This is a genomic window from Dyella sp. SYSU CM1112, from assembly GCF_058216415.1.
The window spans coordinates 154,142-168,802 of the sequence record NZ_JBZEGI010000005.1 but is presented as its reverse complement, the minus strand read 5'-3'; the positions used below and the strand labels follow the sequence as shown (position 1 = coordinate 168,802).

General features: G+C 61.8%; 9 protein-coding genes and 1 riboswitch. Of the genes, 3 read left to right on the top strand and 6 right to left on the bottom strand.

Going from position 1 to position 14,661, the window contains the following annotated elements:
* Positions 1-7: 7 nt before the first annotated feature.
* From AC4HNJ_RS09620 to zwf, 6 genes are all read right to left on the bottom strand, one after another.
* A complete protein-coding gene (locus AC4HNJ_RS09620; protein WP_490479344.1) occupies positions 8-379 on the bottom strand; it encodes a nuclear transport factor 2 family protein in 372 nt (123 codons plus the stop codon).
* Between the two features lie 178 nt (positions 380-557).
* Positions 558-2,141, bottom strand: coding sequence for a S10 family peptidase (locus tag AC4HNJ_RS09615; protein ID WP_490479343.1), 1,584 nt, complete (start codon positions 2,139-2,141; stop codon positions 558-560).
* Positions 2,142-2,250: 109 nt separating this feature from the next.
* On the bottom strand, positions 2,251-2,898 hold the full coding sequence (eda, locus tag AC4HNJ_RS09610) for a bifunctional 4-hydroxy-2-oxoglutarate aldolase/2-dehydro-3-deoxy-phosphogluconate aldolase (RefSeq protein WP_490479342.1): 648 nt from the start codon (positions 2,896-2,898) through the stop codon (positions 2,251-2,253).
* Positions 2,899-2,961: 63 nt separating this feature from the next.
* Positions 2,962-4,773, bottom strand: a complete 1,812-nt coding sequence (edd, locus tag AC4HNJ_RS09605) for a phosphogluconate dehydratase (RefSeq protein WP_490479341.1) — start codon at positions 4,771-4,773, stop codon at positions 2,962-2,964.
* Positions 4,774-4,950: 177 nt separating this feature from the next.
* Positions 4,951-5,646 (bottom strand): 6-phosphogluconolactonase, encoded by a 696-nt coding sequence (pgl, locus tag AC4HNJ_RS09600; protein ID WP_490479340.1) that lies wholly within the window; start codon positions 5,644-5,646, stop codon positions 4,951-4,953.
* On the bottom strand, positions 5,643-7,133 hold the full coding sequence (gene zwf / locus AC4HNJ_RS09595) for a glucose-6-phosphate dehydrogenase (RefSeq protein ID WP_490479339.1): 1,491 nt from the start codon (positions 7,131-7,133) through the stop codon (positions 5,643-5,645). The genes pgl and zwf overlap by 4 nt, the downstream gene beginning before the upstream one ends.
* A gap of 189 nt (positions 7,134-7,322) precedes the next feature.
* Between zwf and AC4HNJ_RS09590 the strand changes: the two genes are divergently transcribed.
* From AC4HNJ_RS09590 to AC4HNJ_RS09580, 3 genes are all read left to right on the top strand, one after another.
* Positions 7,323-8,075 carry a GntR family transcriptional regulator gene (locus AC4HNJ_RS09590; protein ID WP_490479338.1) on the top strand — a complete coding sequence of 251 codons (753 nt, stop codon included), beginning with the start codon at positions 7,323-7,325 and terminating at the stop codon, positions 8,073-8,075.
* Positions 8,076-8,198: 123 nt separating this feature from the next.
* Positions 8,199-8,458: riboswitch (cobalamin riboswitch) on the top strand.
* A gap of 150 nt (positions 8,459-8,608) precedes the next feature.
* Positions 8,609-10,507, top strand: coding sequence for a TonB-dependent receptor domain-containing protein (locus AC4HNJ_RS09585; protein ID WP_490479337.1), 1,899 nt, complete (start codon positions 8,609-8,611; stop codon positions 10,505-10,507).
* Between the two features lie 339 nt (positions 10,508-10,846).
* On the top strand, positions 10,847-14,026 hold the full coding sequence (locus AC4HNJ_RS09580; protein ID WP_490479336.1) for an efflux RND transporter permease subunit: 3,180 nt from the start codon (positions 10,847-10,849) through the stop codon (positions 14,024-14,026).
* The last annotated feature ends 635 nt before the right edge of the window (positions 14,027-14,661 follow it).

Genomic DNA, 14,661 nt, shown 5'->3' with positions numbered 1-14,661 from the left:
ATTCCAGTCAATCGCTGAAGTCGGCGATGTAAATCAGCAAGCCATCACGCCCGCGATATTCGCTGCGTCCATGCAAGGCGATGCTCTGTCCGGCGCGAATGCCGTTGGGCAGGTCGACGGCGAAGGTGCCCTCGAAATAAATTTGCACGTAGGCCACGCCCTCGTCTTCGTGGTAGCCAGTGATGGTTTGCCGACGCGCCGAAAACAAATGGCGGGAGCTTTCGGCCAGATGACGCAGCTCGTGGATACCGACGGTGCGAACACTCAGCACGCCTGCCGTGTAGTTTTCAAAGATCACCTCGCTGTGCGTTGTGGCGAGCATGGCACCGACGTCGATGCGGTTGTAGGCGTCGATGTAGCGATCGATGAGGGCGCGCATGCGTGGACTCCAGAAAGACAGTCGGCATGTTACCGCCTGGTTGCCCCGGCGAGAGCCGGGGCCGGCGTCTTTGGCGATATGACAAGGTGCTTGGTTCCCGCTCTCGCGGGGACCAAGGATGACCAAGCCGTCCGCGAGTGACGCCTCCGCGACGCCACTTGCAACGCCGGACAGGGAATCAATGCGTGCTCACGTTATCGGTCTGCTCGATGAAACGCGCCACGTTGTCATGCAGCAACTTCAGCGAGGCCACGTGCGCGTACACCATATGCCCGGATGGGTACCATTCGTAACGGATGTTGTTCATCAATGCGGGTGAAATAGGCATGTGGTGCATCTCGTAGTCGGCCGCGAAGAACGGCGTGGCGAGATCGTAGTAACCACCGTTGAGCAGGATTTTCAGGTCCGGATTGGTCTTCATGGCGTTGGCCAGGTCCGGCATGACGTTCACGGCACCATCGTGGCCGTTGTGCTTGAACCCCCATTCCTTGATATCGGCAAATTCGCGATAAACCTGGTTTTGGCCGTATTTCAGGTCCTTGCGCACGTAATCGTTGAATGCCGCGATATAGGCGGAACTGATCGCCGAGGACTGCGGATCGTATTCGGCCTCCTTGCCGAGCGGATCGAGCGAGGGACCCGCGAAACGCGTATCCAGCCGCCCGGTCGTGTCGCCATCATCGCCCAGCAGTTCGTGTTCGAACATGCCGCCCGTCACGCGCAGGTTTGCCTTCAGCAGATAGCTCACCGGGAGGCCGGTGTATTGATGCAATTTTTCCGCAATGGCCTGCTTGCGTGCATCGTCCAGGCGAGATCCCTGCAGCATCGCCTCGGCATAGTCGCCCAACGCAAATTGCTCGACTTCCTGCAGGAACGGCTGCAATGCGGCTGGCTGCTGCGGCAGTTTGTGATGGTAGTAAGCCGTCGCGGCATACGTCGGCAGCGCCAGTTCATAGGGCAGATCCACGCCTGGATTCTGGTCCGGACCGTCGATGCTCGTATCGAAGTTGAGAATCTGGGAAAGCAGGATCACACCATTGAGATCGACGCTGTTCTCATTTTCCAGATCATTGGCCAGTACCGCGGAACGCGTGGTGCCATAGCTTTCGCCAAACAGGTATTTCGGCGAATTCCAGCGGCCATAGCGCGACAGGAACTGCGTGATGAACTGGGCGAACGCGTGCCCATCGCCATCGACGCTGTAGATCTCTTTCTGCCGATCCTTCATCTGCGCTTCGCGCTTGGACGGATCGGCATCGTTCGCGATCAGGCGGCTGAAGCCCGAGCCTGGCGCATCAATGAAGACGACGTCCGATGCATCCAGCAAGCTGTAATCGTTGTTGACCAGTTGATACGGTGCTGCCGGCGTATGCGTGTCGTCCTTGGTCAGCACGCGCCGAGGTCCGAACGCGCCCATATGCAGCCAGACTGTCGCCGAACCCGGGCCGCCGTTGTAGATGAAGGTGATAGGGCGCTTGGAGGGATCGGCATCTTTCTTGAAATACGCCACATAAAACATGCTGACCGTGGGCTCGTTTTCCTTGCCACCCTTCCCATGCAGCACGAGTGTGCCGGCCACGGCTTTGTATGCGATGCGCTTGCCTTCGACCGAAACCGAACCTTCGGTCGTCGAGGCCTGTGGCTGCAAGAGTGCGGCGTCGGGCGTCGCCTCGTTCGAGGCTGTTTTGTCCTTGTGGTCGGCAGCGTTGGCACTGCCGAGCAATAGTGCGGCAAGGGCGATGGCGAGCGGAAGCTTGCGCATGGATATGAGATTCCTGATGAGGCGAGCGTAGCGCCCGACCTCTCAGCTTAGGCAAGCTGGGATACGACTTTCACAGCCCAAAAGTCACATCCCTGCGCACATAGACGTGCTATGCCTTCTTGAGCAGCGCCGCCTCGCGCGCCAGCTGCTCGATGCCCGCCCAGTCGCCGCTTTTCAATTTGTCAGCCGGCGTAAGCCAGGACCCTCCCACGCAGAGCACGTTGGGCAGCGCAAAGAAATCGAGCGCATTGGCGAGTGAAATGCCGCCGGTGGGACAGAAGCGCAACTGGGGCAGCGGGCTTGCCCAGGCACCGAGCAATTTCGCACCGCCAGCAGGAACGGCGGGGAAGAATTTCAGATGCCGGTATCCGCGTTCGAGCATGGTCATCGCTTCGCTGGCGGTCGCCACACCAGGCAGCAGGGGCAGGGCGCTGTCGTCCGCCGCCGCGAGCAAGTTGGGCGATACACCAGGGGAGACCGCAAAGCGCGCGCCGGCTTTTTCTGCCGCACGCAGATCGTTTGCCGTAAGCACGGTCCCGACGCCGATCACCGCACCTTCCACTTCGGCGGCAATGGCGCGGATGGCGTCGAGCGCGGCCGGCGTGCGCAGCGTTACTTCAATCGCGGGAATGCCTCCTGCCACCAAGGCACGCGCCATCGGCACCGCATGCTTGGCGTCCTCGATGATCACCACCGGAATCACCGGCGCAAGACGCATGGTGGCTTCGACGTGCTGTTGCTTGGTTTCGATGGTCATGGGTAAAGGCTCATATTGCAAAAATGAAATGCCGCTCCTCGCATGAGGAGAAGGAGATACGTTTCAAAGCACGCCTGCACCCAGGTCGGCAGCCACCGCGTTGCGGCGGAACAGCGTGAACAACTCGCGCCCCATGCCATGCTGATGCCTGGAGAGATCCTCAACGGCCGGTGTGCGCGCCGCAAATTCGGTGGCATCGACAAGCACGTCGAGCGTTCCTTTTGCAGCATCCAGGCGAATGATGTCGCCGTCGCGCACTTTGGCAATAGGGCCGCCATCATCGGCTTCCGGAGTTACGTGAATGGCCGCCGGCACACGCCCGCTGGCGCCTGACATGCGGCCGTCCGTCACCAGGGCAATGCGGTGCCCACGATCCTGCAGCACGGCCAGCGTCGGCGTGAGTTTGTGCAGCTCCGGCATGCCGATGGCGCGCGGTCCCTGGAAGCGCACTACCGCGATGAAGTCGCGATTGAGCTCGCCGCGATCAAAAGCATGCTTGATGTCATCCTGGTCGTGGAACACCACGGCAGGCGCCTCGATCACCAGCCGATCTTCCGGCACGGATGAAACCTTGATCACCGAACGGCCAAGATTGCCGTGCAGCATGCGCAGGCCGCCATCGGTGCGGAACGGCTCGCTGATACCGCGCAGCACGCCGCGGTTGCCGCTCTCCTTCGATACCGGTTTCCAGATCAGCTGGCCCGAGGCATCCAATTCCGGCACTTTTGCGTAACCGGACATATCCGTGCCTGCGACAGTGCGCGCATCGCCGTGCAATAGACCGGCAGTCAGCAACTGATCGATCAGGAACGACATGCCGCCTGCGTCGTGGAACTGATTCACATCGGCATAGCCATTCGGGTACACGCGCGCCAGCAAGGGCACGACCGAGGACAGTACGTCGAAATCTTCCCAGCGCAGTGCAATGCCGGCCGCCTGCGCAATCGCCACCAGATGCAGCAGGTGATTGGTGGAACCACCGGTCGCATGCAGGCCCACCACGCCATTCACGATGGCACGCTCATCGACGATATGGCCGATCGGCAGATGCACGCCCGATTTGCCTAGCGCGGCGCAGCGGCGCACGGCTTCGGCAGTGAGCGCATCACGCAGCGGCGTATCCGGCGCTACGAAACTCGCGCCCGGCAAATGCAGGCCCATGATCTCCATCAGCATCTGGTTGGAGTTTGCCGTGCCGTAGAAGGTGCAGGTGCCGGCTGAGTGATAAGAAGCCGCTTCGGCTTCCAACAATTCGTCACGGCTGGCCTTACCCTCGGCGTAGGCCTGGCGCACTTTCGATTTCTGTTCATTGCTGATGCCGCTGGGCATCGGGCCACTGGGTATGAATACGCCGGGCAGATGTCCGAAGCTCAAGGCCCCGATCAGCAGCCCCGGCACGATCTTGTCGCAGATGCCCAGGTAGAGCGCGCCGTCGAACATGTCGTGCGACAAGGCCACGGCCGTGGTCATCGCGATCAGATCGCGCGAGAACAGCGACAGTTCCATGCCCGCGCGCCCTTGCGTCACGCCATCGCACATCGCCGGCACGCCGCCGGCCACCTGCGCGGTAAAGCCTGCTTGCCGCGCGATCTCGCGGATAAACGTCGGATAACGTTCATACGGTTGATGCGCCGAGAGCATGTCGTTGTAAGCGGTGACGATGCCGATATTCGGCGTGTGGCCTTCGCGTAGCGCGGCCTTGTCCGACGCGTTGCATGCCGCAAAGCCGTGCGCGAGGTTGCCACAGGAAAGGCGTGCGCGATGCGGGCCGTCGATCATCGCGGCCTGGATGCGATCCAGATAAGCGGCGCGCGTATCGCGGCTGCGCTCGCGCAGGCGTTCGGTCACTTCGGCAACGACGGGATGCAAACTCATTTCAGACTCCAACCGAGAGAGCTCGGCGTTGATGCTTTTCTTGCCAGTCGGATTAACGGCAACGGTTTGACGATGTTTGATGCGGCCTTGGCGTCATTGCCATTCCCCTACGCAGCGGAATCCATTTCTGCTTGTCGCACTCGCGGAAGGGGGCAGGGCGAGGCAAGAGGCGACGCTTCAAGGGCACCAATAAATTTCCAGTGGCCGCTCGGCACGCAGCACGCTAGCAATGGGCAGGGTGCTGTCAGGCTTTTCCGCTTCCGCCAGCACGTCACGCTTGTCGTTGCCTTGAATGTGCAGATACAGCGTCCGCGCCTTCAACAGCACCGGCAAGGTAAACGTGATGCGCGGTTCGCCGGCGCCTGGTGCTCGCATCGGCAACACTTGCGCCGTGTTCGACGTATCCAGTGCTTCGCCGAGGCGATCGCCACCGGGAAAGAAAGAAGCCGTATGTCCATCCGGCCCCATGCCCAGCACGATCACGTCGAAAGGCTGCTTCAAGGCAGCCACCCGTGCACGCACTTCACCAATACCGGCTTCCGGTGTCGCGGCCTCCACGTACAAGGGCACGAATTCCGCATCGGCCGCCCGGTGTTGCAGTAGCAGCGATTCAACCAGTCGTGCATTGGAACGCTCATCCGATTCGGGCACCCAGCGCTCGTCCACCAACGTGACGGTCACCCGCGACCAATCCAGCGCCTTGTTTGAAAGCGCCTCGAACAGACGCTTGGGCGTGCTGCCGCCGGAAACCGCGATCAAGGCTTCGCCGCGCACATCGATCGCTTCGCGCAACTTACCCGCCAGGCTTGCCGACAAGGCCTCGGCCAGCGCCTGGGCGTCATCGAACGCATGCAAGGCGTGCTTCGCGCTCACGGCTCGTGATCCTCATCCCAAGTGCGGCCATCGCGCTCAATCAATGCTACCGCCGCGCTCGGTCCCCAGGTGCCGGAGGTGTACGGACGCGGCGACTCGCCGGTCGCCGCCCAGGCAGCGAGGATCGGGTCGGCCCAGTTCCATGCGGCCTCCACTTCATCACGACGCATGAACAAGGTGGGGTTGCCGCGCACCACGTCGAGCAGCAAACGCTCATACGCATCGGGCTGTTGCACGCCGAACGCTTCGGCGAAGCTCATATCCAGCGGTACGTGGCGCAGACGCAGGCCGCCCGGACCCGGATGCTTGATGGTCAGCCACAGCTTTACGCCTTCATCCGGCTGCAGGCGCAGCACCAGGCGGTTCTGTGCCAGCGGACCGGCCGAAGCGGTGAAGATGGAATGCGGCACCGGCTTGAACGCCACCACGATTTCCGACACACGCTCGGCCAGACGCTTGCCGGTGCGCAGATAGAACGGCACGCCGGACCAGCGCCAGTTGGCGATTTCCGCCTTCAAGGCCACAAAGGTTTCGGTATTGGACTTCTCGATCTTCGACTTGCTATCGCTGTTCAAGTCTTCGATGTAGCCCGGCACGCTCTGCCCTTCGGCCGCGCCCGCCCGGTACTGGCCGCGCACGGTGAGTTGGGCAGCGTTGGCTTCATTGATCGGCTTGAGCGCATGCAGCACCTTGAGCTTTTCATCGCGCACCGCATCCGGCGACAGCGAAGAGGGCGGCTCCATCGCCACCATGCACAGCAGCTGCAGCATATGGTTCTGCACCATGTCGCGCAGCGCGCCGGCATGATCGTAATAGGAACCGCGGCGCCCCACGCCGAGCGTTTCCGCCACGGTGATCTGCACGTGATCGATATGGCCGGCGTTCCACAGCGGCTCGAACAGGGCGTTGCCGAAGCGCAGCGCCAGCAGGTTCTGCACCGTTTCCTTGCCGAGGTAATGGTCAATGCGGAAGGTTTGCGATTCCGCGAAGACACGGCCGACGTCATCGTTGATGCGGTTGGCGCTGGCCAGGTCATGACCGATCGGCTTTTCCAGCACTACGCGCGACTTGCCCTCGTTGAGGCCGTAGCCGCCCAGACGCTGGCAGATGTCCACGAACAATTCGGGCGAGGTGGAGAGATAGAACACGCGCACGTGATCGGGCTGTTCGCCCATCAGCTTGGCGAAGTCGTCCCAGCCGTTGTCCTTGCGGGCGTCGAGCGGACGGTAGTGCACCATTTTGAGAAAGGCGTCGAGCTTGTCCGCCTGCGCCTTGGCTGCGCCGTTGATGGCGGAGCGGACTTGCGCGCGATAACCGTCGTCATCCAGACCCTCGCGGGCCACGCCGATGATGCGGCTGCCGGGCTGGATCTGGCCGTCGATAAAACGATGAAACAGGGCAGGGAGCAATTTGCGTACGGCCAGGTCGCCGGTACCGCCGAAAATCACCAGATCGAACAGATCGACCGGTTGAGCAGGTGCAGTCACAACTCACCTCATGGAATGCGGGCAGTCGCGGGGATGCGGCTGCCAGGGGAACTCTGATCGTACCAATGACATACCAGGCCATACCAGTGTTTTCGGTGTGCAATCGTATGCAAAATTTTCCTAAGCTGGCGGCCACCCCGTGTAACGCCCTGTTGTGCCAGTGGTTCGCCATTGGTATGGTTGCCAGCTATGCAAAGTGCCCTGGCCGAGGAATACCGGCGCCTGAGCCGTGATACGACCACCCATCAGCCGCTGGCTTACCTGCGGCTGCGCCGGGCTATTCGCAATGTGATCCAGCATCGCGACATCGAGCCGGGCCAGACCTTACCCAGCGAACGCGATTTATCGCAGGTCCTGGGTCTGTCGCGCGTGACGGTACGCAAGGCAATTTCAGGCCTGGTTGAAGAAGGCCTGCTCACCCAGCGCCACGGCGCCGGCACCTTTGTGGCCGAGCGCATCATCAAGCCGATGTCGCGGCTGACCAGCTTTACCGAAGACCTGCGTGCACGCGGCTTGCATCCGCGTTCCGAATTCTTCGAACGCAGCGTGGGCGAAGTGACGCCGGAAGAATCGATGGCACTGAACCTTTCCCCCGGCGTGCTGGTGGCGCGCCTGCACCGCGTGCGCTATGCCGAAGATGAGCCGCTGGCGATCGAACGCAGCGTGGTGCCGGCCAGTGTGCTGCCCGATCCGCACGAAGTGCACGACTCGCTGTACGAAGCACTGGAAAAGCACAACAGCCGCCCCGTGCGTGCGTTGCAGCGCTTGCGCGCCGTGTTGCTGGCGGCGCGTCAGGCCCGCTTGTTGCATGTCAGCGTGGGCAGTGCCGGTCTGCATATCGAACGCCGCAGCTTCCTCGACGATGGCCGCGTGGTGGAATTCACCACCTCCTGGTATCGCGGCGACATCTACGACTTCGTAGCGGAATTGCAGACGGACTGATGCCGCGCATTACAACCGAGACATGACCTCCCCCGCCTACAGGAGAGGGGTCATTCGTTCTTGCGGTGGAAATGTTCTTGCGGTGGAAATAACGGCGAATTGCCCTGGCCGTCCCCAACCGCTACAGTGGCGCCCGTTTCGGGTGTCCCCTGTTCGCCCAGGGGATGAAACGGGAAGCCGGTGCGCTGTGTTCCCACAGCAAGGCCGGCACTGCCCCCGCAACGGTAAGCGAGCGCGGTAGCGCCGTCGGTCCATGACATGGCCGGCAGCTATCACGAACGGTCACACGCCACTGTGCACGACATGGGAAGGCGCCGTTCGGCGGCATGCGGATCCGCATGCCACTCGCAAGTCCGGAGACCGGCCCGCGACAGAGCCTTGAATGGCTCTCCAGGTTCTGGTGCTCGCGGCGGGCGAGGCACGGAGATCGCGCTGCAGCCGTCGCCTGCCCGCTCTTTCCGCTGCTTTTCCCCTTTGGCGCCAGTCATTCATCTGCGCCGCGCGGGGACGTGCGGCAAGGGGTCATACACATCATGTTGAAGAAGACTGCGCTTGCAGCGGCGCTGCTGGCCGGATTGGCCAGCCCGGCCCTCTACGCCCAAACCACCTCCGATCAAAGCGGCACGTTGACGCCGGTGATCGTCACCGCCACCCGTACCGCCATTACCGCCAACGATGCCTTGTCATCGGTAACCGTCATTACGCGCGAAGACATCGAACGGCTGCAGCCGGTTTCGGTGGCTGATCTGCTCACCGGCCTTCCTGGCATTTCCATTGCGCAAACGGGTGGCATCGGCCAGCAGACTTCCGTCTATGTGCGCGGCACCAATGCCACGCACGTGCTGGTATTGGTCGATGGCATACGCATCGGCTCCGTGAGCTCCGGCTTGGCCGCGCTGGAACAGATTCCGGTGAACGTCATTGACCGCATCGAGATCGTGCGCGGACCGCGCGCCAGCCTGTACGGCTCCGACGCGCTGGGTGGCGTGATCCAGATCTTTACCCGCCACGGCCAGCCTAACGGCGGTATTTCGCCCTCCGTCAGCGTGACGGGCGGCAGCCACGGTTTCGTCAACGGGCAGGCAGGCCTGTCCGGCGGCACCGATCATCTTTGGTACAACGCCAGCCTCGGCGGCGAATACACCGGCGGCATTCCCGCCTGCCGCATGGGTGCGGCGGAACTCGGTGTCGCCTGTTTCGTCGACGATCCGCGCAATGACGCCTACCGCAACTGGAACGGCTTCGCCAACTTCGGTTATCGCTGGGACAACGGCACCGAACTGGCCTTCGACTGGCTGCGCAGCAAAAGCAACGCCGAATACACCGGCAGCCCCTATGGCGGCAATGACGCCATCGAAGAGCAATACGTAGCCGGCGCGCGCCTGAGCTTTTCGCCGCTCTCGATCTGGAAAGTCACGCTCGACGCCGGGCAAACCCGCGATGACGACGCCACGTTCTACCAGGGCAGTTATTTCGGCCTGTACTACCCACGCACCGGCACCGGTTATTTCAATTCCCGCCGCAACCAGGCCTCGTGGCAGAACGACATCACGCTCACCTCCAATCAACTGCTCACCGTAGGCGTGGACTATGAGCAGGAACACATCACCAGCGACACCGCCTTCGAGCAGACCACGCGCGGCGATACCGGCACCTTTGCGCAATACCAGGGCACCTTCGGCCAGAACGAAATACAGGTCTCCGCGCGTCACGATCACAATGATCAGTTCGGCAACCACAACACCGGCTCCGCGGCCTGGGGTTATCACTTCGAACATGGGCCCGTGCTATCGGTGAGTTATGGAACCGCTTTCCATGCACCGACCTTCGACGATCTGTATTTCCCGGCTTTCGGCGGCGTGCCCACCTCCAATCCGGACCTGAAGCCGGAAACCTCGCGCAGCGTTGAAGTCGGCCTCACGCAACAGCTCGATCATTGGAATTGGGGTGTAAACGCGTACCAGACACGCATCACCGACCTGATCGGCTTCAACAGCGAATTCGTTCCTGTGAACATCAGCCGCGCGCGCATCCGCGGCATTGAAGGCCAATTCGGTTTCGATGTGGACGACTGGCGCGTACAAAGCTATCTCACGCTGCTGCAGCCGAAAGACGACGACGGCAGCGCCGACAACGGCAACATCCTGCCACGCCGTGCCGAGCGCACCGCACGCATCGATGTCGACCGCCGCTTCGGCAAGATCAATCTCGGCGTAACGGAATTCGCTTCCGGCAAGCGCTATGACGACGCGGCCAACGTCTATCGCCTGGGCGGCTACGCCACCACCGATCTGCGCGCCAGCTACACCTTCGCACCCGGCTGGCAGGTGGAAGCCAAACTGGCGAACGCGTTCGATCACAGCTACGAGACCGCCTACTACTACAACCAGCTAGGGCGTACCTGGTATCTGACCTTGCGTTACAGCCCCTGATAAAGCGGCGTGTTTGAGCACCCTATGGTTCGCTTAGCAGCAGCAACGGCTGCTACAGCGTAGCGGTCGGTCTCAGCGCACGCTCGGGCAATCCCGCCCCAACCCTCCTCCCCTGCATGCAGGGGAGGGCGCCATGTCCGGCAGTCCCGCAACACGTCTTTTCACATCTCCGGCCGCGCCATGCCTTTCGGCACGGCCGGACTTCAGGCACATTTGCAGGTCTGGCTTCCCAGGCATAAAGGTGCCCATGATTGCGCCCTTCTTTTCGCTTGCGCCGTTGCCCGCGCTGGAGACGCGCAGGCATGGCTTGCATTTACCTGACGCTGCACAGGTAACGCGATGAATATTTTCGCGCCGATTATCCGTCGGCCTATCGGTACCTCATTGCTGGCGATCGGCCTGACGATTGCCGGGTTTTGCGCGTACTTGATGCTGGGCGTCGCCGCATTGCCCACGCTGGATTTTCCCGGCGTGTTCGTCACGGTCGCGCAGCCCGGTGCCAGTCCGCAGACCATGGCGACCACGGTGATGGCGCCACTGGAACGCCACCTGGGGCGCATCCCGGGCGTGCAGGAAATGTATGGCAATGCCACGCAAGGCAGCGCCACGATCATGGTGCGCTTCGATTTCGGTCGCAATGTCGACAAGATTGCCGAGGATGTGCAGTCGGCAATCAATGCCGCCGCACCCGACCTGCCCAGCTCGTTGCCGAGCCCGCCGCAGTACTTCAAATTCGATACCTCGCAGATTCCGGTGTTGCTGATCGCGCTGACCTCCAGCAGCCTTCCGCCGGACAAGCTCTACGACCTCACCGATACCTTGCTCAGCCCGGCGGTGGCGCAGATTCCCGGCGTGGCGCAGGTGCAGGTGTTCGGCGGCACGGCGCACGCGGTGCGCGTGGATATCAATACCGCCGCCCTGTCGGCCAAGGGACTCACCGCCAACGACATCGCCAACGCCTTGCGTGCGGCCAACGTCACCTCGCCACAAGGCATCCTGAGCGACGGCCAGACGCAGATGACCGTCACCGCCAACGACGCACTGCACACGCCGCAGGATTTCGCCAACCTGATCATCGCCAACCGGAAAGGCTTGCCGGTGCGCCTGTCGGACGTCGCCAAGATCACCAGCGGCGAACAGGACAAATACCAGGCGGCGTGGTTCGACGGCATGCGCGCAGTGGGCATGCAAATCAACAAGCGGCCGGAAGCGAATTCCGTCGCCACGGCGGAAGCCATCCGCGCCAAGCTGCCGCAACTGCGTCAATGGTTGCCGGCCGACGTGCAGATGACGCCGATCCTCGACCTGACGCAAACCACCAAGTCGGCCTTGCACGAAGTAGAGGTCGCATTGCTCATCAGCATCGCGATGGTGGCGCTGGTGATGCTGGTTTTCCTGCGCAAGCTGCGTCCCACGCTGATCGCCGCGCTCAGCGTGCCGCTATCGCTCGCCGGCGCGTTCGTGGTGATGTGGTCGCTCGGCTACACCTTGAACACGCTGTCGCTGGTCGCGCTGGTGCTGTGCATCGGCTTTGTGGTGGACGATGCGATCGTGGTGATCGAAAACATCGTGCGCCATATGGAACATGGCGAAGCGCCGCTCGATGCCGCACTGCGCGGCGTGGGCGAAATCGGCTTCACGGTGATTTCCATCACGCTGTCCCTGATCGCAGTCTTCGCACCGCTGCTGTTCGGCAACAACATGCTGATCATGTTGCTGCGCGAATTCTCGGTCACCTTGACCGCGGCGGTCGTGATATCGGCGATTGTTTCGCTGACGCTCACGCCGGCTCTATGCGGTCATTTCCTCACCTTGGATACGGAAACATCGCAGCCACCCTCGCGTATCGAACAAGCCCTGCATCGCTTCGACCGCTGGCTGCATCGTCACTACGAACGCGCCCTCGACTGGGCCATGCGCCATCGTCGGCTCATGCGCTGGCAACCGCTTACGCTGCTGGTCCTCACCGTGGTGCTTGGCATGGCGGTCGTGAAAACCGCCGGCGGCACCTTCATGCCGGATGAAGACACCGGCCAGTTGCAACTCAACGTGCGCGCGGACGCCAACATCTCGCCGACCCTGCTGGCCACGCGGGTAAAACAGGTGGATGCGATCATCCAGAAAGACCCGGCCACGCGCGATGTTCTGACCATGCTCGGCGGCAACAACCAGAACGGCGGCGCAGTAGGCAATAGCGCCACCATGTTCGCCGACCTGAAGCCGCGCGGCGACGGCCCCAACGAACGTCCCGACGACATCAAGAAAGTGATGGAGCGGCTAGGGAAAAAGTTTGATGTGCTGCCCGGCGTAAAGGTCTACATCAGCCCGGTGCAGTTCCTGAGCGGCGGCGGCAGCGGCGACAACGCCGGCCAATACGAAGTGCAGATTCTCGATACCACCGGTGGAGAAAATCTGCAGCCGTTGACGCTCAACATGGTGCGCAAGCTACGCAGCATGCCCGAGTTCCGCGACGTCAGCAGCGATTTCGACCTGGTCGGCAAGCAACAGGAAATCCGCATCAATCGCGAGAATGCGGGGCGGCTGCACGTCAACATCGGCGATATCGACTCGGTGCTGCTCAACTCGTTCGGGCAGAACCAGGTGTCGGTGATTTATTCGGATATCAATCAGTACCGCGTGGTGCTGACATCTTCCAGTTCCGAATCGACAAGCGCCGAAGGCTTGCTGAATCTTTACGTGCGCAACACGGTGGGACAGATGATTCCGCTGTCTGCGCTGGCCACCGTGGTGCCTGACATCAGCCCCATGCGTATCCGCCATCACGACCAGCAACAGGTTGCCACCATCAATTACAACCTTGCACCGAAGATTGCGCAGAACAAAGGCATCGAACTGCTCAATCAGGCGGCCTTGGCCGTGCACCTGCCGCCAGGCGTGCGCCTGGATTTCACCGGCGTCAACCAGCAATTCCAGCAAGCGCAATCCAACGGCGGCATCCTGTTGCTCGCCTCGATCATCGCGATGTACATCGTGCTCGGCATTCTCTATGAAAGCCTGGGGCATCCGCTCACCATTCTGTCGACGCTGCCGGCCGCCGGCATGGGTGCGTTCCTCGCCATGCTGGTGACGCAGACACCGCTTTCGCTGATGGTGATCATTGCGATCCTGATGCTGATCGGCATCGTGAAAAAGAACGCGATCCTGATGGTCGACTTCGCGCTGGTCGCGCAACGCGAACATGGCCTGTCGCCACCGGATGCCATTCGCGAAGCAGCATTGGTGCGCTTCCGTCCTATCACCATGACGACCCTGGTCGCGATGGGCGCGGCGTTGCCGTTGGCGATCGGTTTCGGCGTCGGCTCGGAAATGCGCCAGCCATTGGGCATCGCCATCGTCGGCGGCTTGCTGGTGTCGCAGCTGCTCACCTTGCTGAGCACGCCAGCCATTTATCTGTGGGCCTACGATCGGCGCTTGCGCAAGGCCGCACGCAAAGCGCGACGGGAAGAAAAGCGCCGCTTGCGCCAACTGGGCAAGCAAGCAACGGCCACGGATAACTGATCTGCGGATGTGCGCAGGCCCGTGCAAGCACCACGCACATGCAAGCTGCGCACCAGCGCAATACCTCAAGGCAGCATCCACAAATTCAGCGATTTTTCTCGTCAAAACTTGTTGACTTGACGTGAAGAGGCAAGTAAAAGCTGTACTGCCTATGGGGATGATAGGTTGATGAGTAGATGGATCGGCGTCTTCTTCTGGGGAGAAGAAGAGCTGCCACCGTGAAGACGGACTCCTTACCTATCTTGGACCACTGTCGCTCATAAGGCTTGGTAGGAACGGACATACATGAACCGCTGTTCCCTCACTGAGAATGCATCGGGCTGCGCTTGGGCAGTAGTTGCCCGCGCGTGCTCGGCAAAGCGGCAGTGCAGGTCCATCTCCGTACGCGATCAAGCCAAGAAAAGCGCGCTGCGCGCGCGCGGCAAATGCATTGCCGGCTATTCGCCGCCGGCTATCGCCGCCTGACCTTCCTTATTGACTGACGATTCGCACCGCTGCCTGTCGATCGAGGCTGTTTTCGATTGCACGTGGCGCATGCGTTGACGGCTTGCACGGCAAGTCGCGTCGTCGCGTCGCATCTATCAAGACCGGACGCTGCGGGGGGAGCCCGTTGGACGGTCGCACCCTTTCATCGG